Annotated in this window: 19 protein-coding genes, 1 tRNA gene and 1 riboswitch; of the genes, 9 read left to right on the top strand and 11 right to left on the bottom strand. The window is 60.7% G+C overall.

Translation table 11 applies throughout. The features are described from left to right. The 3 genes from HMPREF2971_RS07085 to HMPREF2971_RS07075 form a co-directional block, all read left to right on the top strand. Positions 1 to 733: preprotein translocase subunit SecD (locus HMPREF2971_RS07085; protein WP_070692119.1), on the top strand; the 733-nt coding region annotated here is incomplete at its 5' end. A gap of 256 nt (positions 734 to 989) precedes the next feature. Further along, a complete protein-coding gene (locus HMPREF2971_RS07080; protein ID WP_070507988.1) occupies positions 990 to 1742 on the top strand; it encodes a hypothetical protein in 753 nt (250 codons plus the stop codon). A 287-nt stretch (positions 1743 to 2029) separates the two neighbouring features. Beyond that, on the top strand, positions 2030 to 4000 hold the full coding sequence (locus HMPREF2971_RS07075) for an NHL domain-containing thioredoxin family protein (protein ID WP_070692116.1): 1971 nt from the start codon (positions 2030 to 2032) through the stop codon (positions 3998 to 4000). A gap of 257 nt (positions 4001 to 4257) precedes the next feature. On the opposite strand, the gene HMPREF2971_RS07070 is transcribed toward HMPREF2971_RS07075, so the two are convergent. Then, positions 4258 to 5235: a hypothetical protein gene (locus tag HMPREF2971_RS07070; RefSeq protein ID WP_070692114.1), complete on the bottom strand. Its 978-nt coding sequence runs from the start codon at positions 5233 to 5235 to the stop codon at positions 4258 to 4260. 63 nt (positions 5236 to 5298) lie between these two features. On the opposite strand from HMPREF2971_RS07070, the gene HMPREF2971_RS07065 reads away from it, so the two are divergent. Continuing rightward, on the top strand, positions 5299 to 6000 hold the full coding sequence (locus tag HMPREF2971_RS07065) for a hypothetical protein (protein WP_070692113.1): 702 nt from the start codon (positions 5299 to 5301) through the stop codon (positions 5998 to 6000). Between the two features lie 144 nt (positions 6001 to 6144). Here the strand turns inward: HMPREF2971_RS07065 and HMPREF2971_RS07060 are convergent, their stop codons facing one another. The 8 genes from HMPREF2971_RS07060 to HMPREF2971_RS07025 all read right to left on the bottom strand — a co-directional run bounded on the left by HMPREF2971_RS07060 (position 6145) and on the right by HMPREF2971_RS07025 (position 13043). After that, positions 6145 to 6810 (bottom strand): class I SAM-dependent methyltransferase, encoded by a 666-nt coding sequence (locus HMPREF2971_RS07060; RefSeq protein ID WP_070692110.1) that lies wholly within the window; start codon positions 6808 to 6810, stop codon positions 6145 to 6147. Between the two features lie 187 nt (positions 6811 to 6997). Further along, on the bottom strand, positions 6998 to 8110 hold the full coding sequence (locus HMPREF2971_RS07055) for a MauE/DoxX family redox-associated membrane protein (protein ID WP_049340545.1): 1113 nt from the start codon (positions 8108 to 8110) through the stop codon (positions 6998 to 7000). Between the two features lie 343 nt (positions 8111 to 8453). Then, positions 8454 to 9509 (bottom strand): ThiF family adenylyltransferase, encoded by a 1056-nt coding sequence (locus HMPREF2971_RS07050; RefSeq protein ID WP_070692108.1) that lies wholly within the window; start codon positions 9507 to 9509, stop codon positions 8454 to 8456. Further along, complete coding sequence (locus tag HMPREF2971_RS07045; RefSeq protein ID WP_012904136.1) at positions 9500 to 10270, bottom strand: thiazole synthase; 771 nt, start codon at positions 10268 to 10270, stop codon at positions 9500 to 9502. The genes HMPREF2971_RS07050 and HMPREF2971_RS07045 overlap by 10 nt, the downstream gene beginning before the upstream one ends. A gap of 155 nt (positions 10271 to 10425) precedes the next feature. After that, positions 10426 to 10623, bottom strand: coding sequence for a sulfur carrier protein ThiS (gene thiS / locus HMPREF2971_RS07040; RefSeq protein ID WP_049338535.1), 198 nt, complete (start codon positions 10621 to 10623; stop codon positions 10426 to 10428). A 48-nt stretch (positions 10624 to 10671) separates the two neighbouring features. After that, positions 10672 to 11754, bottom strand: a complete 1083-nt coding sequence (thiO, locus tag HMPREF2971_RS07035; protein WP_070692106.1) for a glycine oxidase ThiO — start codon at positions 11752 to 11754, stop codon at positions 10672 to 10674. A gap of 2 nt (positions 11755 to 11756) precedes the next feature. Beyond that, positions 11757 to 12377 carry a thiamine phosphate synthase gene (locus HMPREF2971_RS07030; protein WP_070692104.1) on the bottom strand — a complete coding sequence of 207 codons (621 nt, stop codon included), beginning with the start codon at positions 12375 to 12377 and terminating at the stop codon, positions 11757 to 11759. Positions 12378 to 12972: 595 nt separating this feature from the next. After that, a tRNA-Gly gene (locus tag HMPREF2971_RS07025) sits at positions 12973 to 13043 on the bottom strand. Positions 13044 to 13196: 153 nt separating this feature from the next. On the opposite strand from HMPREF2971_RS07025, the gene dcd reads away from it, so the two are divergent. Both dcd and HMPREF2971_RS07015 read left to right on the top strand, forming a co-directional pair. Further along, positions 13197 to 13796 carry a dCTP deaminase gene (gene dcd, locus HMPREF2971_RS07020; protein WP_005509013.1) on the top strand — a complete coding sequence of 200 codons (600 nt, stop codon included), beginning with the start codon at positions 13197 to 13199 and terminating at the stop codon, positions 13794 to 13796. Positions 13797 to 13927: 131 nt separating this feature from the next. Further along, on the top strand, positions 13928 to 15259 hold the full coding sequence (locus tag HMPREF2971_RS07015) for a septin family protein (protein WP_070692102.1): 1332 nt from the start codon (positions 13928 to 13930) through the stop codon (positions 15257 to 15259). Positions 15260 to 15488: 229 nt separating this feature from the next. Here the strand turns inward: HMPREF2971_RS07015 and HMPREF2971_RS07010 are convergent, their stop codons facing one another. Then, entirely contained in the window at positions 15489 to 16925 is a 1437-nt protein-coding gene (locus tag HMPREF2971_RS07010; RefSeq protein WP_070692099.1) for an MFS transporter, read from the bottom strand. Positions 16926 to 17085: 160 nt separating this feature from the next. Next, entirely contained in the window at positions 17086 to 17319 is a 234-nt protein-coding gene (locus tag HMPREF2971_RS07005) for a DUF4235 domain-containing protein (RefSeq protein WP_005506756.1), read from the bottom strand. A 266-nt stretch (positions 17320 to 17585) separates the two neighbouring features. Continuing rightward, positions 17586 to 17686, top strand: a riboswitch (TPP riboswitch). Between the two features lie 58 nt (positions 17687 to 17744). Here HMPREF2971_RS07005 and HMPREF2971_RS07000 point away from each other — a divergent pair. From HMPREF2971_RS07000 to HMPREF2971_RS06990, 3 genes are all read left to right on the top strand, one after another. Next, complete coding sequence (locus HMPREF2971_RS07000; protein ID WP_070692097.1) at positions 17745 to 18365, top strand: ECF transporter S component; 621 nt, start codon at positions 17745 to 17747, stop codon at positions 18363 to 18365. A gap of 77 nt (positions 18366 to 18442) precedes the next feature. Further along, the gene (locus HMPREF2971_RS06995) at positions 18443 to 20086 is read left to right on the top strand and encodes an ABC transporter ATP-binding protein (protein ID WP_070692095.1); all 1644 of its coding nucleotides are present in this window, start codon (positions 18443 to 18445) and stop codon (positions 20084 to 20086) included. Next, positions 20083 to 20880, top strand: coding sequence for an energy-coupling factor transporter transmembrane component T family protein (locus tag HMPREF2971_RS06990; protein ID WP_070692093.1), 798 nt, complete (start codon positions 20083 to 20085; stop codon positions 20878 to 20880). The genes HMPREF2971_RS06995 and HMPREF2971_RS06990 overlap by 4 nt, the downstream gene beginning before the upstream one ends. Positions 20881 to 21148: the final 268 nt, after the last annotated feature.

Here is a 21148-nt window from a genome sequence, read left to right as displayed (position 1 = left end):
TGCTGTTCTGTCCCTGACCATTGCCGGTGCTCTCGGCCTCGCAGCTTGCGGCGGCAACACCGGCGGATCCACCTCCAGCCCCTCCGCATCGGCAAGCGCGTCCGCTTCCGCAACCGCTTCTGCAACCGCTTCCGCAACTGCCTCGGCACCCGCAAGCACCTCCGCAGCAGCAACCAGCAAGAGCACCACCTCCGCAGCCGCCGAAACCGCCAAGGCAGAGACCAAGACCACCCCGGGCACCATCAGTACCCCCAGCAGTCGGCCCAGCGACCCTGCAGGTGGCGCAAATGCTATCAGTGGTGCCACCAACAACAACCTCATGATGGATATAGTTGAAAACTTCAAGAGCCTCCCCGGTGTCAAGAGCACCAAGAATAATGATGGCGAAGTCTACTACAACGAGGAAATCGCCTACGTCGTTGCAAAGGACGGATCCATCATCGGTATTCAGAAGGACGGCACCTGGAACCAAATCGGTAACGGCAAGAACATTATCGTCTTCAAGGACGGCGGCTGGACCATGGGTGACACTAGCACCAACCTCTACACCGTCGTTAAAGCAGACGGCACCGCGTCCCAGCTGAACACCAAGACCATTCAGACCGCAACTGACGTCTCTACCATTCAGGCACCCAAGGCTCCCAGTCGAATTGATGGCTTCAACGGCATCCCGGTCGAACCCGTCAAAGCAACCAAGATTGGTGACCTCTCCGAGGTTGCAGGCGCCAAGTAAAAACTAGCCCCTGCCCCGGGCCGAACAGTCAGAACAGCCCGCCAGAATAGGGCTTACTAGCGCCCCGCACGTATCCGATAGTGATGCGTGCGGGGCGCTTTCGCATGCGGGAAACTACACGCCCGATATATAGAAAATAGGAAGCGTCAGGTATCTATTGCTAGGATAGGGAAGCGCTCAGAATCTAGCGCTTACTTAATACACGCCTCATGCGGTGCAGGTATGCACACAGAGCGTGTCTGAAAAAGGAAAATTAGTGAAGAAATTCATTGCTGTCTTGTCTTTGAGTCTTGCCGTAACGCTCAGCCTGGCTGCCTGTGATGAGGCTACGCAGACCACCACTATCTCCCATGAGAGTGCATCTGCAAGCGCTACTCCTAACGCTTCCTCCACCTCGCTGACTGCAAACGCCGCATCCCCTGAGTCGCAGGTGACCTCGAGTGATGCCCAGGCTAAGGCTGAGGAAGAGACAGCCGGCGCAGACTCAACGCAGGATGCTTCGGATGAAAAGCAGGTCGCTGAGGACGAAGAATCTAAGCCCACAGATTCCAACTCAGGTGCTGGCAACCAGAAATCCTTTAAAGAAACCATTGAAGAGGCCAAGAAGAGCCCCGCCTCAAAGAAATCTACGAATGCTGACGGCACCGTGTATACCTCATCCCTCGGCGATGAAATCGCCATTGTTGAGGCGAACAACGGCGATGACATCATTATCAAGAAGGACGGTAGTTGGGGCCGCGTCACTCCTGATGGATCAATCATCACCGTAGAAGCTGATGGCTCGTGGCATGCAATTATGGCTGGCGGGCGTCTTATCAATGTCGAGTCAGACGGTATGACCCAGATTATCGACTTTAAGAATGAGGTTAACGAGGAATCCTACACGTCCCTGGAAGTCCCGCAAACCCCCGCCCCTGTTGAGGCTCTCAACGTAACGCCGAAGGAACCTGTAAAGCCGACGAAGCGGGCCCGTATCTGGGACCCCGAACGGGCTTCTAATGCGGGTTAGGAATCGATGAATTCCAGCGTATTCGGCTGTATTCCGCGCACATTTGAACTGAGCTGATTATCTTAGACCGCCTGAATACCTCAGCGCCCCGCGCGCATCCGAACGTGATGCGTGCGGGGCGCTTTTATGCACCCACACGCCACCCTGAATATGACTTAATATGACAGGTCGTTAAGCCCCCAAGTCACAAAGCTCAACTCCCGGCGAACCACCCCAACCACGCTGGCATAATGGGGACAGCAAACCATCGCGCCCACACACGGCGCACCCAACAGGAGAGAGAACCCATGAGCGAAAACACCAACCGCACCGTACGCGTGCGTGCCAGCGAACTCGAAGGCCGAGCCTGGCTCAACACCGGCGACAAGAACCTCACCCTGCAGGACCTACGCGGCAAAATCGTTATTCTCGACTTCTGGACCCTCTGCTGCATCAACTGCCTGCACGTGCTCGACGAACTGCGCCCCCTCGAAGAAGAATTCTCCGACGTGCTCGTCACCGTCGGCGTGCACAGCCCCAAATTCGAGCACGAAGCCGACCCCGTAGCGCTCGCTGCGGCCGTCGACCGCTACCACATCACCCACCCCGTACTCGACGACCCCGAACTGACCACCTGGCAGGCCTACACCGCCCGCGCATGGCCCACCCTCGTCGTCGTCGACCCCGAAGGTTACATCGTCGCCCACCTCTCCGGCGAAGGCCACGTGCAGGGCCTCACCTCCCTCGTACGCGAACTCGTCGCCGAACACGAAGCGAAGGGTACCCTGCACCGCGGCGACGGCCCCTACGTGCCCCGCCCCAAGGCAGCCGGCACCTACGCCTTCCCCGGCAAAGCCATCGAACTGCCCGCCGAATTCGGCCCCGCAAACCTCTTCGGCAACCGCGAACGTACCTACCTCGTCGCAGACAGCGCACGCCACCGCATCCTGCAGGTAGCCGCCGACCTCAACACCGTCATCAACACCTACGGTGGCGGCGACGACCCCGTGAACCACCCCGTCAAGGGCCACGTCGACGGCACCGGCACCGAAGCACGCTTCAACGAGCCCGCCGGCCTCGCCCTCGTACCCGAGAACCTACGCGAACAGCTCGGTTACGACGTGCTCGTCGCCGACACCGTCAACCACCGCCTGCGCTCCCTCAACCTGCGCACCGGCGAAGTACGCACCCTCGCAGGCAACGGCGTGCAGCGCGTCATCGACGGCGACAACGCCATCACCGGCGACCCCAACCACATCCCCGCCGGCGTACCCGCCACCGAGATTGCGCTCTCCTCTCCCTGGGATGCGGTCTACTCCCGCGAGGCTGGTCAGTTCATCATCGCCATGGCAGGCACCCACCAGCTCTTCGGCTACGAACCCGTCACCGGCACCGTCAGCATCTTCGCAGGCTCCGGCGTCGAAGGCCTCGCCGACGGCCCCGCCGCCGACGCCTGGTTCGCCCAGCCCTCCGGCATCATCGAAGCCCGCGACGGCAGCCTCTGGGTCGCATGCTCCGAAACCAGCGGCCTGCGCCACGTCACCTTCACCGAGGACGGCGTACAGGTCACCTCCGCAGTCGGCAAGGGCCTGTTCGACTTCGGCTTCGTCGACGGCGACTCCGACACCGCCCGCATGCAGCACCCCCTCGGCCTGACCGAACTGCCCGACGGCTCCATCGCAGTCGCAGACACCTACAACGGCGCTATCCGCCGCTGGGACCCGGTGACCGGCACCCTCGGCACCCTTGAACGCGGCCTCGACGAGCCCTCCGACCTGCTCGTCGAAGAAGTACCCGGCGAAGAACCGCGCCTCATCATCGTCGAAACCAACGCCCACCAGCTCGTACGCGCCTCCATCCCCGCGAAGGCACAGCACGTCGACGAAGGCGCCATCACCACCGCACGCCCCTCCACCAAGCTCACCGGCGGCACCCTCGAATTCACCTCACGATTCACCGTACCCACCGGCCAGAAGCTCGACACCCGCTGGGGCGACCCCACCCAGCTGAAGATCTCCTCCACCCCCGAGAACTTCATCCTGGAAGGCGCCGGCACCTCCACCGGACTGACCCGCACCCTCGTACTCAACCCCGAAATCACCGAGGCAGTCCTGCACATCACCGCCCGCGCCGCCGCCTGCGACGGCACCCCCGGCGGTGACATCCCCGAGCACGCAGCGTGCCACCTCTACCAGCAGGACTGGGGTATTCCCGTCGTCGTGACCGGTGACGAGGCAGACGAAAGCGAACTCGTCCTGGACCTTCGCGGTATCAACTAGTCACCTAAATACATAAAACAGGAACCGGTACATATCCTCGCTCCTACAGGGGAACCCGCCCTCGCTTCGCTCGGGCACCCTGATGTCGCTACAGATAGTACCGGTTCCTTGTTGTCTTCAGAATGTTTGTGGTTTCAGAACGGCTGGTATGTGAAAAGGCCGGGTCATCCTCGCTCCTACAGGGGCACCCGTCCTCGCTTCGCTCGGACACCCTGATGTCGCTACGGATAACACCGGCCCTTTACAGGTCAGCGAACCTAGAAGGAGACTCGGACCGCCTTCGCATCCGCCTCCACCGACGCCTTCAACGTAAACGGAATCTCCTTCTGCACCTGCGAACGCTCACCCGTAAACAAATCCAACTGAGTAAACGACACCTTCGCCGTACCCGACATCGGCTTCAACGACCACACACCCGCCGAACTCACACTCACCTGCGGATCCGCGACCTTCTCAACCGACCACTTCACCTCAGAATCCACACGACCCGTAAACGCATACTCAAAAGGGCACCCACCCGGATAAAGAGTGCTCTGCTGCGTACACTTCTTCAAATGATCCTGCACCTGCTCCTTCACCGACGACAACGCATTATCACTCGGCTTCAACTCCATACGCACCGCATGATTCGCATCCTGCGCAGTCACCACCTCATTCACCTTCTGCGCCGTATAAACCGTCGAATCATACGACACCGCATACACACCCGGATAAAACACCGGGAATGACGCCGCACCATCATCCACCGCAACCTTACGGTTATTAATCGTCGCAGCCTCCACACCCTGAATATTCACCTTCACCGACGGCAAAGACGCCTCATCAATAGCCCACTTATCAAAAAAGCCCCAATGCGTGCCCGAACGGTGCAAACGAAAATCCGTATGCTGCTGCGAACCCTCCAACGTATAGGACGCACGCACCGTCGCATGCTCCCCATCCTCGCTGGTCTCCACCACCTCATACGACACCTCACCCAACGAAGACACCGAACGCCTCAAAGCATCCCCATCCAGCAGTGACGCGTCACCATCAGGAATCTGCGCACCCAACAAACCACGCGCATACGAACCATTACCCGTACGCAACGCATGAAAATACTCCCGCACCTGACCCGTCGGACCATACACCAGCTTATTCGTCATAACCAGCGCCGCAGCAGCCACAGAAACCGCCACCACAACACCGACCATCCACATTGCCAGGACCCGCTCCACGGGAGAAAAATTACGCATAGAACCAGAGTAACGCAGGTAGTCCGCTAGGTTTCACGCACCGCACACACTAAAGTTGTGTATATGGCAGAACGCGCTCACGAAGTCCCCGCCAAATACGGCGAAGTCACAGAACTATTCCACCCCCGCATGCGCTCCTACGGCAGGCGCATCGAAGCGGCACTCCCCGGCACCATCGTGCTACTCGCCGCGCTCGCCTTCATCTTCTACAAGCGACCCGCCCTGCCGTACACCATCCTCGTACTGCTCATCGGCACCATCGCAGGCGTAAACCTCTACTCAGTCCTCAAACCCACCATCATCGTCATCACCAAAACCCACGTGCTCCGCGCACGCACCTTCGGCTGGTTCGCCGTACCGCTGGAAAACATCGACCACACCATCTTCGTCGAAAAGCTCTACCCCAAAAAAGCCTACGGCCAGAAACTCAAAACCGTCGCCGGTCGCCTACGCTACCGCAGCTTCCCCGCCATGTGGGCCGTCGACAAAGACGGCAAACAGCTCATGCGCGTCGACGGCCGCGTCTGGGACGGCAAAACCATGCGAGAAGTCTCCTCCAAACTCTCCGCCCAAACCACCATCTACAAGCAGATCAACGTGGTCAACATGGACAAAGAACACAAGGGGCTCATCACCTTCAACGAGCTGCACCCCGGCTGGCGCTCCAGCCTCATGACCGCACTCGCCGTCATCATCGTGGCGATCCTCTTCGCCGCATCCTTCATGCCCGAAGAACTCGCCCGCACTATCTACCTCATCCACTAGAACACCCACTCTTCACCGGTGCTTCTTTTCGGATGCGCATCTTCCGAACGTGCAAAGGCCCGGCACCCACCCCACACGGGGTAGGTGCCGGGCCTTCTCAATGCCTAGCTATATACGTTTAGCGTGCTTGTTGAATAGGGGAGGCTAGCTCGCCGGGCGCGACAGAACCGCCACCAAAAATTCCGAAGAGCCCTCCACAAACGGGTGCATCTGCCATGAAGAGTAGGTGTTATCCACGTTCAGGCCAACCTCGCGGGCATCAGCGAGGAACTGCTCAAACGCATAATCACGGCCCGGACCCGAACCATAACCAACCACCGCACGGCCACCCGGCGCCAACACGCGACGGAAATTCTCCACCACCGGCTTACGAGTCGAACGAGCCAAGAAACCCATCACATTACCCGCACACACCAGCAGCTCAAAACCATTCTCCGCCGTAGCGTCACCCTCAATGCCCAGCACCTCCGGCAAATCCACCAAATCAGCGGTAATCCACGTGGCATCCGGGCAGACGCGGCGCGCCTCCTCAATCAGCTCAGGATCAATATCCACACCCGTCACACGGTGACCCAACGCGTGCAGCTGCTTACCCACACGACCGGGACCAGAACCAGCATCAAGAATCTTCGCACCACGAGAAGCCATAGCATCCAACAGACGAGACTCACCCGCCATGTCATTACCCTCAGCCTCCATCGCCTTGAAACGGTCAATGTACCACTGTGAGTGATTCGGGTTGCTTTCCTTACGGATCAGCCACAGGGACTTCTCACGCTCACCCGGAGCGTTGAAACTCATCATTGCCATAAAAACTCCTTTGATAGGGTTGAGGACGCGCCAGCCGCCACCCGGCGAGGTGACCGCGGCGTATAAGCGGTGTGTGCGCTACGTTCTAGCATAGCCCCACCCGGCACCTGCCGGTAAGGGCAGCAAGAGCCGGACGGGGCTACGGGAGGGGAACGGACGCTACAGAGGCTGGACGATAAGGGCGCGTTTAGAGGTGATCGCCGTCAGTATTCGACGTACCCTCAGCAATCGCCTGACGCATCTGCTCCGCACGCTCCTCCTCAGCCAAACGAGCAGCCTCAGCGAACTGCGCCTCAATATCGGCAAGCAACGCCTCAACCTGCTCCTTACCAGCCACCGGGCCGCCAGCAATCAGACCATCAGCACCCAAAACCACAGCCAACGGTACACCATTACCAAAATTCGCGCGCGCACCAGCATCACGGTCAATCAACGGAGTCAAACCCTCCGGCAACGTACCCGCATTACGCGAGGTCTGCAACGAATCCAGACTCGAATACACCGGATGCAACGCCACCTGCGGCAGACGCTCCTGCCACGAAGACATCGTCTTCAAAAACTTCACACAACCAGCACACGTCGCCGACACAAACACCAGCATACGCGCCTGATTCTTAGCCAACGCACGCAAATTCGTGTGACGACCATTCTCCAGGTACAGCGCCGCATGAGGAATCGGCATACGAACATACAGCTCCTCGCCGTTCTCGTCATACACCGGCTCCGGCAAAATCACCTCAGCCTGCGGCTCCGGCTGCGCAAGAGCATCACCGCGGCGAACAGCCTCCAACGTCACAGCAATCAGCGCCGCACCAAAAACCCAAGTCCAGCCGCTATTACCCAGACCCAGCAGAGTCGACACAACACCCGTGCCGCCCCTCAACGCGCTCGCATGCGCGCCAGCCGCCGCCAACAGCAACGCAACATTACGGACCAGCGTGTAACGGCTCACCGGCGCATTCGACTCAGAACCAAAACAATTACAACCCGCAGTACGACCCGTCGCCAGTGCGCGCGCAATCACCACCGTATAGAACAGCATCAGAATCAACGCCAAACCCGAAGCAATCACAACAGGCAAACGCACCGGCGACAGCAGCAGAACGGCGGCCAGGGCAATCTCGAACCAGGGCAAAATCAGCGACACCGCACGGGTCGGCGCGATCTTCTCCAAACCAAGATTCTGAATACCGGTCACGGTACTCTGCGGGTCCTTCGCCTTAGCAATACCGCTAATCAGCAAAGTCAACGCAACAAGTGCCGTACACAAAACAAGCGGCACAGTAGAGACGGTGAGCATAAAACTCCTAGAGTGAGTGTGCGAAAACAGGAGGCGGCAGTGGCAGTTTTTAGGCAGAACAAACCGTGCGACGTGCCGCCGTGTTATACACGATTTTACGCCCTGCACATGGGGAATTGTCTCTACGAGTTAAGCGGAAAGCGGTATGCGCCCTCGTTCCTACAGGGGCACCCGCCCTCGCTTCGCTTCGGGCACCCTGATGTCACTACGGGCGATACCGCTTTCCTCATATCGAGGCTCTTGGCGCCTGGGCGCGCTATGCCCTTCCTCTGCTCCTGCAGGGCACCCTGATGTCGCTTCCGGAGGGGATAGCTACGCATGGGTAGCTATGCCTCGTACACGCTTAGATAGCCGTGAGGTGCACCCCGTACTCGCCCGCCAGCTCCGCATACGCCTGCACAAAGCGCTGCGCTCGCGCACCCGAGGCACAGAAAACGCCCACACGCTGATCACGCACCGACTCAAACAGGCTCAACAACTCCGCGGGCACGTCGGTTGCCGGCAACAGCGACCCCTCAGCGTCGCTCAGCTGCGACAGCGGCATATGCATCGAACCCTCATGCTTCACCGACTCCTCACGCTCGGGCACCTCACGCACATCCAGCAGAACCTGCGGGACCTCATGCGCCGACAAATCCACCGGCACCACACGCGCCGGATCCGGCACCGCCCCAAACGACGTACACGTACCCGACAAAGCATCATACGTCAGCAGGGAGCCCGCTGCCGTCGGCAGACCACTCACATACTTGAGCACCTCCGTCGCCATCAGCGAGCCAACCACAGCCGTCGTCGCGCCCAACACCCCGGCAAGCGCGCACGACTCCACCGTCTGCGGAATCGTCGGAAAAATATCACGCAAATGCGCGCCATCCGGCTCAAAAAGACTCACCGACCCGCCAAAACGCAAAACCGTGCCCCACACCAGCGGCAGACCCGCAACCTGCGCAGCATCCGCAATCAGATACTTTGACGCAAACGTATCCGTACAATCCACCACACAATCCGGTGCCGAGGCGGCGAAAAGATCCAAAATCCAGGACGCATCCACATGCCGAACCGACGTTTCAACCGTCAACGACGGGCACAGCTCCAGGGCACGGCGCGCCGCAACCTCCGCCTTCGGCTCACCCACATCAGACACCCCAAAAAGCGGCTGACGCTGAATATTCGACAGCTCCACCGAATCAGAATCCACAATATGCAGATACCCCACGCCAGCCGCCGCCAACGCCTGCACCACCGGACAGCCCAAACCGCCAGCACCAATCACGAGCACACGCGCCGCCGCGACCGCGTCCTGATCAAAGCCGGGGAGGCGACGTTGACGGTCCGTGCGCTCGCGATCCAGACGTGCATGCTCCGGATTCACCGGGGTAGGGGAAAGGTTTACATCCACGAGACAAAACCCTCCGACGGCGACGACGCCTTCGCGTGCTCACGCACCGGAATACGGCCAGCCTCACGCGCCAACGCGCCCGCCTGCACCGCAAACTTCATCGCCTGAGCCATCGCCACCGGATCCTCAGCACGATTCACCGCCGACGCCAACAACACCGCGTCGCAACCCAGCTCCATCGCCAGCGCCGCGTCGGAGGCGGTACCCACGCCGGCATCCAGAACCACCGGAACCTGCGCGCGAGAAGTAATCAGCTCAATATTGTGCGGGTTCAAAATGCCCAGACCGGTACCAATCGGCGCGCCCAACGGCATCACCGCGGCAACGCCCGCATCCTCCAGACGAGCGGCAGCCACTGGATCGTCAGAGGTGTACGCGAGCACCGTGAAATCCTCAGCGACCAGCTGCTCGCAAGCGTTCAACAGCTCCACGGTGTCCGGCAGTAGGGTGTCTTCGTCGTGGATAATTTCGACCTTCACCCAGGAAGTGCCCAGCGCCTCGCGGGCGAGCATCGCGGTCATCACCGCATCAGCTGCGGTGCGGCACCCTGCGGTATTGGGAAGCGGCGCAATATTGAGCTTCTGCAGAAGCGGAAAAATGGGGGTGCCTGCGGCATGACGGCGCATGGCAACGGTCGTCATTTCGGTGCCGGAGGCGATGAGCGCCTGCTCGAGCAGGTCCATGCTGGTTGCGCCTCCGGAACCCATGATGAGACGGGATGTGAAGGTGCGGTCGCCGATGGTGAGCGGTGTGAGGCTCATGGTGTTCTCCTCTGTGGGAACGTCTAGATAACGGGGTTTGCTGGTTGGTGCGGCTGGTTGGTGCGGGCGCTACGGTGCGCCCGGTTTAGGGAACAAAAACCGAGAATATCTGTTCTTTTTTGCCGGTGGGTATCTCTCCGGTACAGGCTGAAAGATTAGCCGCCCTGAACGGCGGTGAGGGCATCCACCCTATCGCCCTCGTTCAGCGGGACATCCAGCCACGTGGAACGCGGCACAATACTGCGGTTAAGGGCTACTGCCACGCCCGCCTCGGTACCAAACTGGTCCATGACAAGGTCAAATACGGTGGGGGCGTTGGTGGTTAGCGGCTCGCCGTTGTAGGTGATGATCATGCGAAATCCTTTCGTGAAGGTGCCGGGTGCATCCGGCGGGGACTGTGTTTAGTGGGTGAATCGTGCCGGGTCGCATGCCTGCATGATGGGCGGAATCTCAGCCCCGCAGGCGACCTCTGCACCAACCTTGCCGGCGAGTGCGGCAAGCAGAATACCGTGGCGGAAATAGCCCGTGGACACGAGCTGGCGGGTGCCGTCAGCGCGAGTGCGGTGCCCGAAGATGGGCAGGTCGTCCGGGGTGCCGGGGCGGGCGCCGACGTTCGCCTCCAGAAGCTCGCACTCTTCAACGGCGGGCACGAGCCGGATTGCGTCACGTAGCAGCTGGTGTACGCCGTCAATGGCGGGCAGCGTGCGGTGGTCTTCGCGGCTGGTCGCGCCGATGCACAGCTCCCCGTCGGGGCGGGGGATGAGGTAGACGGGGCGGGAGTTCACATAGCCGCGCACCACATGCTTAAGGATGGGTCGCGGGGCGCGCAGACGCAGAATGTCCCCGTAGACGGGTCGTAGCGGGTAGTCCCCGTGCAGTGTTGCCCCTAGTCCAGTGCAGATAATGTCGCCCGCATCCGGGTCGGTGACCCGTTCGGTGCTGAAGGTGACGCCGCGGCGGGTGAGCGCGTCTTTGAGGGCTCGCCTCATGAGCCGCGGGTGCAGCTGATGGTCACTGGGGATGCTCACGGCACCGGCAATGCGCGGCGCCAGGAGCGGTTCGAGGGCGCGCGCCTGCGTGGGGGTGACGGGGTCTGCGGGGCGGTTCATGTCCCGGTAGTAGGCGCGGGTGCGCTGCAGGTGTTCGGCGTCGGCGCGGTCGGCTGCGATGATGAGCGTGCCGGTGGTGTCGTAGCCGGTGGGCAGGTCGGTGGCGCGGCTGAGCCTTTCCATGAGGGAGGGGTAGGCGTCGGCGCTGGCGGTCATGAGCGGGAAGAGCGCATCCTGCTGGAATTGCACTTCTGCGATGGGTGCGAGCATACCGCCGGCGTAGTGGCTGGCGGCGGGGTAGAGCGCCGTGCCGTCGTCGGCGGTGCCGTAGCCGCTGGTTTCGGCGTCGATGAGGTGCACGCTTTCGCCGCGTTCGGTGAGTTCAAACGCGGTGGTGAGGCCGATGATTCCGCCGCCAATGATGGTGATGGTCATGGCTATGCCTGCAGTGCGGGGTTGTCGACGAAGGCGCGGACCATGGCGATTCCGGCAACTCCGGTGGTGCGGATGGCGGGGCAGTCTTCGGGGGTGATGTCGCCGATAGCTACGGTGGGTACGGCGGACAGTTCGGCAAGTTCGCGGAGCCCGTCAATGCCGAGGGGCGGGCGGTTGGACTGCTTGGTGGGGCTGGGGCGGAACGGGCCGGTACCAATGTAGTCGATTAGGTGCGCGATCTTGTTGGACTCTTCGACGAGCTGCCGGGTGCCGGTGGTCAGGCCGATGATTGCGTCGGCGCCGAGGAGGGCGCGGGCGTCGGCTACGGGCAGGTCGTCTTGACCGATGTGCACGCCGTCAACGCGCACGCCGCGGGCACGCAACGCGAGGGCGACATCAACACGGTCGTCGACGAGGAGGGTCTGGTGCGGCTGGATGATGCCGGCGATAGCTTCGGTGAGCTGGTAGAGCTCGCGCGCGCTGATGGGTTTGGACCTGACTTGGATGCAGGTGGCGTGTTTGGCTGCCTGGACGGTTTCGAGGGGGTGCTCGCCTGTGACGAGGTAGAGGTTCAGGTCGAGGGGGCGTGCTGGGGTGGTGTAGGGGTGTGTTTCGCGGTTCATGCGGGTCTACGATTCCTCGTCGAGTAGATGTTTTTTAGAAATTCTCTCATTGAATTTCTGTGGTTAGGTTAGCACAACTGTGTGGTGAGTTGAACATCCTTCAAGTGTTTTGAGGCGTCTTGCGGGGTGTGTTCCTCGCTCGGGTAGGGGACGACCGACACGCTACACACTTCCTTCGCTCCTACAGGGGCACCCGCCCTCGCAGAGCTCGGGCACCCTGATGTCGCTTCAGGAAGGTATAGCTGAGCCGTGCGCGCGCAAGCTTGCGGTTAGGTACCCTGAACCCAATATTCAATCTTGGCGAGCTGTCTGCGGTACCTCACCCCAGTATTCCCCCTCCCCGTTCCCGCACACTCTTCCCAAACCGAGGCCCCGCGGTTCGTTCCCCAACGCACGGTCGCACCCACTACTCCACCTGCCCGGAGAAGGGGAGGGAGTTAGCAGGGGAGAGGCCGGTATGTTCCGTCGCGACATCAGGGTGTCCGAAGCGAAGCGAGGACGGGTTCCCTGTAGGAGCAAGGAACATACCGCCTCGACCTGCTCAACCTAACTCAAAATAAAAAGCCTCCTACCGTGGGGTAGAAGGCTTGAGGAGAGCGGCTGACGGGAATCGAACCCGCGTATCAGGCTTGGGAAGCGTGCGCTCTACCATTGAGCTACAGCCGCATCTTTTTCAGTGTATCGCGCTTGCTTGTCGAGCGTGAAATATGTTGCGGCTGTTTGTGTGCGGGGTGGCGGGGTTGAAATGTGATGTAGGCCTGTGTGCTGGGGCTGGTGGATGCCTGCACGTGGGTGGTGTTTGCCAGGTATCCTTTAAGCGTGCTTATTTCAGATCGCGATATTCGTCAAGAGATTGCTGATGGGCGCATCGTTCTTGATCCGTTCGATGAGTCGATGATTCAGCCTGCAAGTGTGGACGTGAGGATTGATCGTTTCTTCCGTCTGTTCGATAACCATAAGTACCCGCATATTGATCCTGCTCAGCCGCAGGAGGATTTGACGCGCCTGGTGGAGGTGGCTCCTGATGAGCCGTTTATTCTGCATCCGGGTGAGTTTGTGTTGGGTTCTACGTATGAGAAGGTGACTCTGCCTGATGATGTGGCTGCCCGCCTGGAGGGTAAGTCGTCGTTGGGTCGTCTGGGTCTTCTGACTCACTCTACGGCTGGTTTTATTGATCCTGGTTTTTCGGGGCATGTGACGCTTGAGTTGTCGAATATGGCGACTTTGCCGATTATGTTGTGGCCGGGTTCGAAGGTTGGTCAGTTGTGTTTCTTCCGTTTGAGTAGCCCGACTGAGCATCCGTATGGTTCTGGTGCGTATGGTAACCGTTACCAGGGTCAGCGTGGCCCGACTGCTTCGCGTAGTTATTTGAATTTTCATCAGACGATGATTCCTGCGGATGGTTCTGTGGAGTCTTAGTCTTTCCCGCTTTGGGGTGCGGGCGTGCATGCTGTGTGTTTGTGCGCCCGCGTTGGGCGGTTTTTCGCCTGTTGTGCTCGTGCGTTCACTCGCGTGCGGGTTTTTATCTCTCACTCTCTAAGGATTTTTTGATGAATCTGAAGCCTGTTGTTCTGCGTGTTGCTGGCGCGGAAGTTTCTTTGTATCTGATTGATATGTCGGACTCTTTTGTGGAGCGTTTTAAGAAGGCGTGGGAGCCTCTTGCTCCGGAGTTTTTTGATACTCCTGATGAGGCGTATGCTTCGTTGTCTCGTTTTGATCAGGTGATGTTGGTTCATGCGCCGACTGATGAGTCGGTGATGGATTTGGCGAATCCGTTGATGGGTTCGTTTGATAAGGTTTCGACGCTGCGTGTGGCTGATGATGATTCGGGTATGCAGGATCTGACGAGCCGTATTACGTTGGCGATGATTGAGCAGCTGGTTGGTCGCGGTGTGATGCTGCATGCGGCTGTTATTGGTGACCCTGAGTCGAAGCGCGCTGTGGCGCTGGTGGGTGTTTCTGGTAGCGGTAAGACCACTGCGTCGCGTTTCTTGGGTTCGAAGTTTGCGTACCTGACTGATGAGACTGCGATTATTTCGGATGAGGGTGTTGTGTCGCCGTATCCGAAGCCGCTGTCTGTGATTGTTGACCCGAATGCGCCGAAGGATCAGCAGAACCCGGTGGATCTGGGTTTGAACGTGGTTGATCGTGATGACCTCAGCTATGAGCTGTCGCGTATTGTGTTCATTTCTCGTGATGAGTCGGCTTCTGAGCCGTATTTTGAGCGTGTTCCACTGCATGAGGCTCTGGTGTTCTTGAGTGAGCAGAGCTCGGGTCTGGCGCGTCACCCTGAGGGTGTTGTGTCGCTGGCTAAGCTGGTGGAGCGTTGCGGTGGCGTGTGGCGCCTGGTGTACTCGGAGGTTGAGGATACTCTGCCGCTGGTTCAGGATCTGCTGAATGGTGGTGAGCTGCCGAATGCTGATGAGGTTGAGAAGCTGGAGAAGTACACGGTTGAGGATCACCTGCCGGGTGTGTTCTTGAACGGTACGATTGCGGTGTCTCGTATGCCGGGTACTTCGGGTGTGCGTGTGGGTGAGGACGGCCCGTTCTTGCTGCTGTGTGACACTGAGCTGAATGAGCTGTCTGATTTTGCGGCGGAGTGCTGGCTGCAGGCTGAGGGCGACATTTCGTACGATGACCTGTATGCGCGTTTGGCTGAGATCTTTGAGGGTCTGCCTGCGGAGGCGTATGACGAGAACCTAAGCGCTTTGGCGGCTGGTTCGATGCTGTGGGTCCGTGTGATTGATGATCCGCTGATTGATGACGCGACTTGGGCGCAGATGACCAGCGATGAGGTTCTGGATGAGGAGGAGCAGCAGATTGCGTTGGATTCCTCTGAGGACGCTGTCTCTGACGATGAGGATGACGTGGTGGAGGACTAGCCACTGCGGCTTACTGACACGGCTCTCTGGCGCGGCTTTCTGAGCTCCGTTTGATAGGCGCTGCTTGGTAGGCGCTCCTCGATAGGCACTGCTTAAGCACAAGGGAGGGGCGGGTAGAAGAATGATCTTCTACCCGCCCCTCCCTTTGCGTTTGCAAGGTTGTGTTTGCGGGCTTGTATTTGCGGGGGTTTGCAGGACGCTTAGCCCCGCGACGCCTTACCGAGCAGCCTTACTGGGCTGCCTTGTTGCGGCGCTTCTGTTCACGCTTCTTCTCGCGGCGAGCCGCACGCATACGCAGCGGACCGGGCGCCTTCACCGGCAGCAGCAGGAGCAGACCCGCCACCACAACGATCAGAATACCGAGCACACCCCAAATCTGCGCGCCCATGATGCTCACGCACAGACCGAACAGCATCGGTGCCAGGAAGCTAGTGGCACGACCCGTGGTCGAGTACAGGCCGAACAGCTCACCCTCAGTACCGGGATCCGCCAGGCGAGCCAAGAAGGTGCGGGACGCCGACTGTGCCGGGCCCACGAACAGGCACAACAGCAGGGCGCATACCCAGAACACGCCCGGTTCGGGGAAGAACATCAGCGGGGTAGCCGCCAAGATAATGCCGACCAGCGAGATAACAATAATCGCCTTCGGGCCCAGGTAGTCATCCAGGTAGCCGCCCAGGATCGCGCCAGCCGCCGCGACAGCGCTACCGGCAATACCGAACAGGATCACCTCGGAAGTGCTGAAACCGAACGTGCCCGCCGCAAGAATACCGCCGAACGTAAAAATACCGGACAGACCATCACGGAACACCGCCGAAGCAATCAGGAACCACAGGGTCTGCGGGGACGTCATCTTCAGCCGCTTAATGGTGCGCCACAGCGCCTTGTAGGAGGCGAGCAGACCGCCCTGACGAGCAGGGGAGAAACGCTCCATACCGAGCTCCAGGAAACGCAGTTCGCGGGTGGGCAGCACCTCCGGCAGGAAGCGCTCGCGGGTGCGCATACGCACCAGCAGCGGCAGGCAGAAGATCAAACACCAGGCGGCGGCAAACAGTGCGACCGCACGGATATTCAGGGCGTTATCGGTGGTCAGGCCGAGTACTTCGGGGGTAAGCACAAAACCCCACAGCACCACAGCCAGCGCCAGGATACCGCCAATGTAGCCGGCAGCCCATCCGGCGCCCGAAATCTTACCGATATTCTCCGGGTGGGAGATACGCGGCAGCACGGCGTTATAGTTCACGTACGCGAACTCGCTGAACACGCTCGCCGCAGAAATCAGGGTGACACCCAGCCACAGGTACTGCGGGGTGGGGCCTACGAAGAAGCACGCCGCCATCGAAGCGACCAGCAGTAGCGTGTTCACGCCGAGCCAGAAGATGCCGCGGCCAGACTTGTCGTTACGCTGACCGGTCACCGGCGCCAGAATCGCAATGAGGAAACCGGCGATAGTCAGACCCAGCGACAGCGCCGAAGAGGTCTCTTCGGGGGAGCCGAAGTAGCTGCTGGTCAGGTACACGGTGAAGATGAAGGTCGTCATAATCGAGTCGAAGCTCGACGAACCAACATCCCACATGACCCAGGACGCGACCGAACGGCGGCTGTTCGCGTGGTCAACGACCCTACGCTGAGCCTTCGCCTTACGGCGGGGAGAAGAAATAGTCATAGTTGTGCTTTCGGATGCCGAGGTGGCGCTTCAGCGTAGCGGTGGCGTGAAGCCTGCTGAAGTAGAGCGGGCGTGCTGAAGAGGGAACACCAGGCGGTACGTACCGAGCGAAGATACGTACCGCCTAGTTCATGAACTTTCGCGCGGAAAGCGCAAAGTCTTAGTTGAAGAAACGACGCTGCAGGCGAGCAATACCGAAGCTCACCACAGCACCCACGACGGAGGTCAGAACGGTCCAGAGGATGACCTGACGCAGGGTGTCTTCAGACTCGTGGGAAATGGCGGGAGGCTGGTTACCGGTAGCCTTGGTCCAGGCTGCGCCCAGGCCCTTACCAACCAGGGCAGCAGCGCCCATGTTGATACCCGCAATAGCAAGCTTAGCGACGGGGTTCATATGTATCTCCTTAGCTGTATACGATGCGGCGTCCTGCCCGTGAACCCCTTCGGGGTTGGGTGAGAAAAGAGCGCCACTCCCTAGCGTATAGGGTTTAAGGCGTTCGTGCCGCCTTGGAGCCTCTCCGTCCCAAAATTGTACACCGTGCAATTCTGTAATGTGGGCAGAAGAACGAAACAAAAAGCGGCAAATTGGCACGAACAGCCAGACAAGCCTACAATCGAACCTGGGTTCCCACCCGCACCACAACGGTACGGACAAGGAACCCCACACGACAGGGGAGCGCCACCGAGGCGCTGAGAGTGCTAAGCAGACCCTCGAACCTGATCCGGTTAGTACCGGCGTAGGGAGTCGAATTTCTTCTCAATGCCCTCGTCCAATCAGAGGGCGAGGACATTCCCCTTCCAACGACGGAAGGACCACCAATGTCACAGAACCTTACCTCCACAACGCAGGACGCACCGAAGAAGCCGAACCTGCGCTGGCGAGTCAACGAAATCGTCATCGCCGCAGTTATCGCAGTAGCCTGCGCCGTCATCTTCTGGATCTGGGACATCGCAGTTAGCCCCGCCACCAAAACCGCACTCGTAGCAGCACCCGAATTCCGCCCCATCATCGGCGGCGCGTGGCTGCTCGGCGGCACCCTCGGCGGCCTGCTCATCCGCAAGCCCGGTGCAGCACTCTTCTGCGAAATCGTCGCAGCATTCATCTCCGTACTCTTCACCGGCGGCGCGTGGAGCGGCGAAATCCTGATCGCAGGCTTCTTCCAGGGCGTCGGCGCTGAAATCGCCTTCGCAATCTTCCGCTACCGCCGCTGGAACGCAACCGTCGCCATCTTCGCCGGTGCGCTCAGCGGCCTGTTCATGGGCGTTAACGAAATCTTCATCTACTACCCCGACATGGAACCGGTCAAGGCAATCATCTACGTAGCGTGCGCCGTCATCTCCGGCGCAGTCATCGCAGGCTTCCTGGCGTGGATTCTCGTGCAGAACCTCGCCAAGACCGGTGTGCTCTCCTCGCTGGCATCCGGCAAGACCCGCCGCTAACCACCAGCAACTAGCCACCCCTAGTCACTCACCACTCGGCACACTACAGCAGCCACACAAAAGGCTAAGGAACCATCATGGAAGCAACACCGCGCGGGGCGCGCATCGAGCTCAACAACTTCAGCTGGCACCACCCCGGACGCCCAGAACCCGTCATCAGTGGACTCAACCTCACCATCAACCCCGGTGAAAAAGTCCTGCTACTGGGCACCTCCGGCGCCGGCAAATCGACGCTCCTGCACGCCATCGCCGGTGTGCTCCACGATGACGATGGCGAATCCGCCGGCGGCACCATCACCATCAACGGGCAAGCACCCGCCGAAGCACCCGGCACCGCAGGCATGATGCAGCAGGACCCCGAATCCTCCATCGTCATGGCAACCGTCGGCAACGACGTAGCCTTCGGCCCCGAAAACCTGCGCGTACCCCGCGAAGAAATCTGGGGCCGCGTCACCGAAGCCCTCACCGCAGTAGGGCTCAACCACCTTGCCCTCGACCACCCCAGCAGCGCACTGTCCGGCGGACAGAAACAGCGCCTCGGCCTGGCGGGCATCCTCTCGATGCACCCCGGCGCCATGATCCTCGACGAACCCACCGCCAACCTCGACCCCTCCGGCGTGCAGGAAGTACGCGACAGCATCCTCACCGCTGCGGAGGCGACCGGCGCGACCCTGCTCGTCGTAGAACATCGCGTGAGCATCTGGGCGCCGCACATGGACCGCATTATCGTACTCGGCGAAGGCGGCACTATCACCCACGACGGCGCACCCGACACCGTACTCACCGAAGCCCGCCAAGAACTCATCGATGCGGGCGTGTGGGTACCCAACTACGTGCCGCGTGCACCGCAGAGCGACAGCGATAGCAAGCACGGCGAGCACGGCGAGGCGCTACTGCGCGCCGAAAACCTCAGCATCACCCGCGCACAACCCACCCCCAAACAACGACGCGCACGCCGACGCACCATCAAACGCCTCGGCGACACCCCCGCACCCGCACCCACCGACCTGCCCGTCCTGCGCGGCGGCATCAACCTCACCCTGCACGCCGGCGAACACCTCAGCGTGCTCGGCCCCAACGGCGCCGGCAAATCAACCCTAGCCCTCACCCTCGCAGGGCTCCTCACCGCACCCGATGGCACCCTCACCGCCACCGACGCGCTCCGTAATTACGACGGTAACCACGGCGGCAACCACGGCGGCGACCGCGCCCACTGGGACGTGCCCACCTGGACCCCCGCCCAAATGCTCAGCCGCATCGGCTACGTCTTCCAAGAACCCGAATACCAATTCATCCGCGGCACCGTACGCGAAGAACTCGAACTCGGCCCCCGCCGACTCGCCGCACTCACCCGCACCCCCCTCAACGAAGACGACCTCACCGCACGCACCAACGAACTCGCGGCCCACCTACGCCTCAACCACCTACTCGACGCCAACCCCTTCACCCTCTCCGGCGGCGAAAAACGCAGGCTCTCGGTCGCCTCCGCACTCGCCACCGCACCCAAAATCCTCATCCTCGACGAACCCACCTTCGGCCAAGACGCACGAACCTGGGCAGAACTCGTCGACCTCATCCGCGAACTACTCGCAGGCGGCACCGCCGTCATCTCCATCACCCACGACGAAGACTACACCGCCGCACTCGGCGGCAACCACATCACCCTCGAAGCCCTAGACACCTCCGAAGCCCTCGCAACCCCCGGAAAGGAGAACGCATGAACACCGACTTCTTCGGCACCATCGACCGAACCAGCTACTTCAGCAACCTCAACGCCGGCGTAAAACTCATCGTCTCCTTCACCCTCATCATCGCCGCACTCATCGTGCGCGACCCCCTCACCTCCGGAATCCTCTTCGCCCTCGAACTGCTCGGATTCATCCTCGTCGGATTCCGACCCGTCAACGTCCTCGCCCGCTTCTGGCCCATCCTCATCGCCGTCATCACCACCGGCTGGTCCGTCGCCATGCTCAGCGCCAAAAGCGGCACCACCATCCTCGACCTCGGCTTCAACAGCATCACCACCGACTCCGCCGCCGTCGGCGCAGCCATGATGATCCGCTCCCTCGCCATGGTCCTACCCACCCTCGCATTCGTACTCACCACCGACCCGACCGACCTGGGCGACTCCCTCGCACAAACCTTCAAGCTACCCTCCCGGTTCGTGCTCGCCACCGTCGCCGCCCTGCGCCTCGTCGGCATCCTCTTCGCCGAATGGAACGCCCTCGGCCAGGCACGACGCGCCCGCGGACTCGGTGCAGGCCAATCCCTCGCCGGACGCGCCCAAACCTTCGGCGGGCAAAGCTTCGCCCTGCTCGTGCAGGCTATCCGCCGCGGCTCCCGCCTCGCCATCACCATGGAGGCGCGCGGCTTCGGCGCAGGCAACCGTACTTGGGCTCGTGTGCCTAGCTACTCGCCCCGTGATGTGCACGTGAGCATTGCTGCCGCCGTCATTATCGCTGTTGCGTACGGTGCATCTATTGCGGCGGGTACGATCCAGTTCCTCTGGGCCTAGACCGTTCCGTTTCTGGTTCTGCTGGGGAGACGGTATTCGTCCTCGTTCCTACAGGGGCACCCGCCCTCGCTTCGCTTCGGGCACCCTGATGTCACTACGGACGATACCTTCTCCCCACGCTGGGACACGGATAGGGAGGCGCCCGCACTCTTCCATCGTTCCTACAGGGAGGCGGGGTGCCGCATATTTCCTCCGCGCCTAGCCTCACTTGGGGCTTGAGTAGGGAGGCGTCCGCACTCTTCCTTCGCTCCTACAGGGGCACCCGCCC

It is taken from the genome of Rothia sp. HMSC066G07 (assembly GCF_001814485.1).
Lineage (GTDB): Bacteria > Actinomycetota > Actinomycetes > Actinomycetales > Micrococcaceae > Rothia.
The sequence above is the reverse complement of the archived record's forward strand: the minus strand, read 5'-3'. Positions and strand labels throughout refer to the sequence as shown.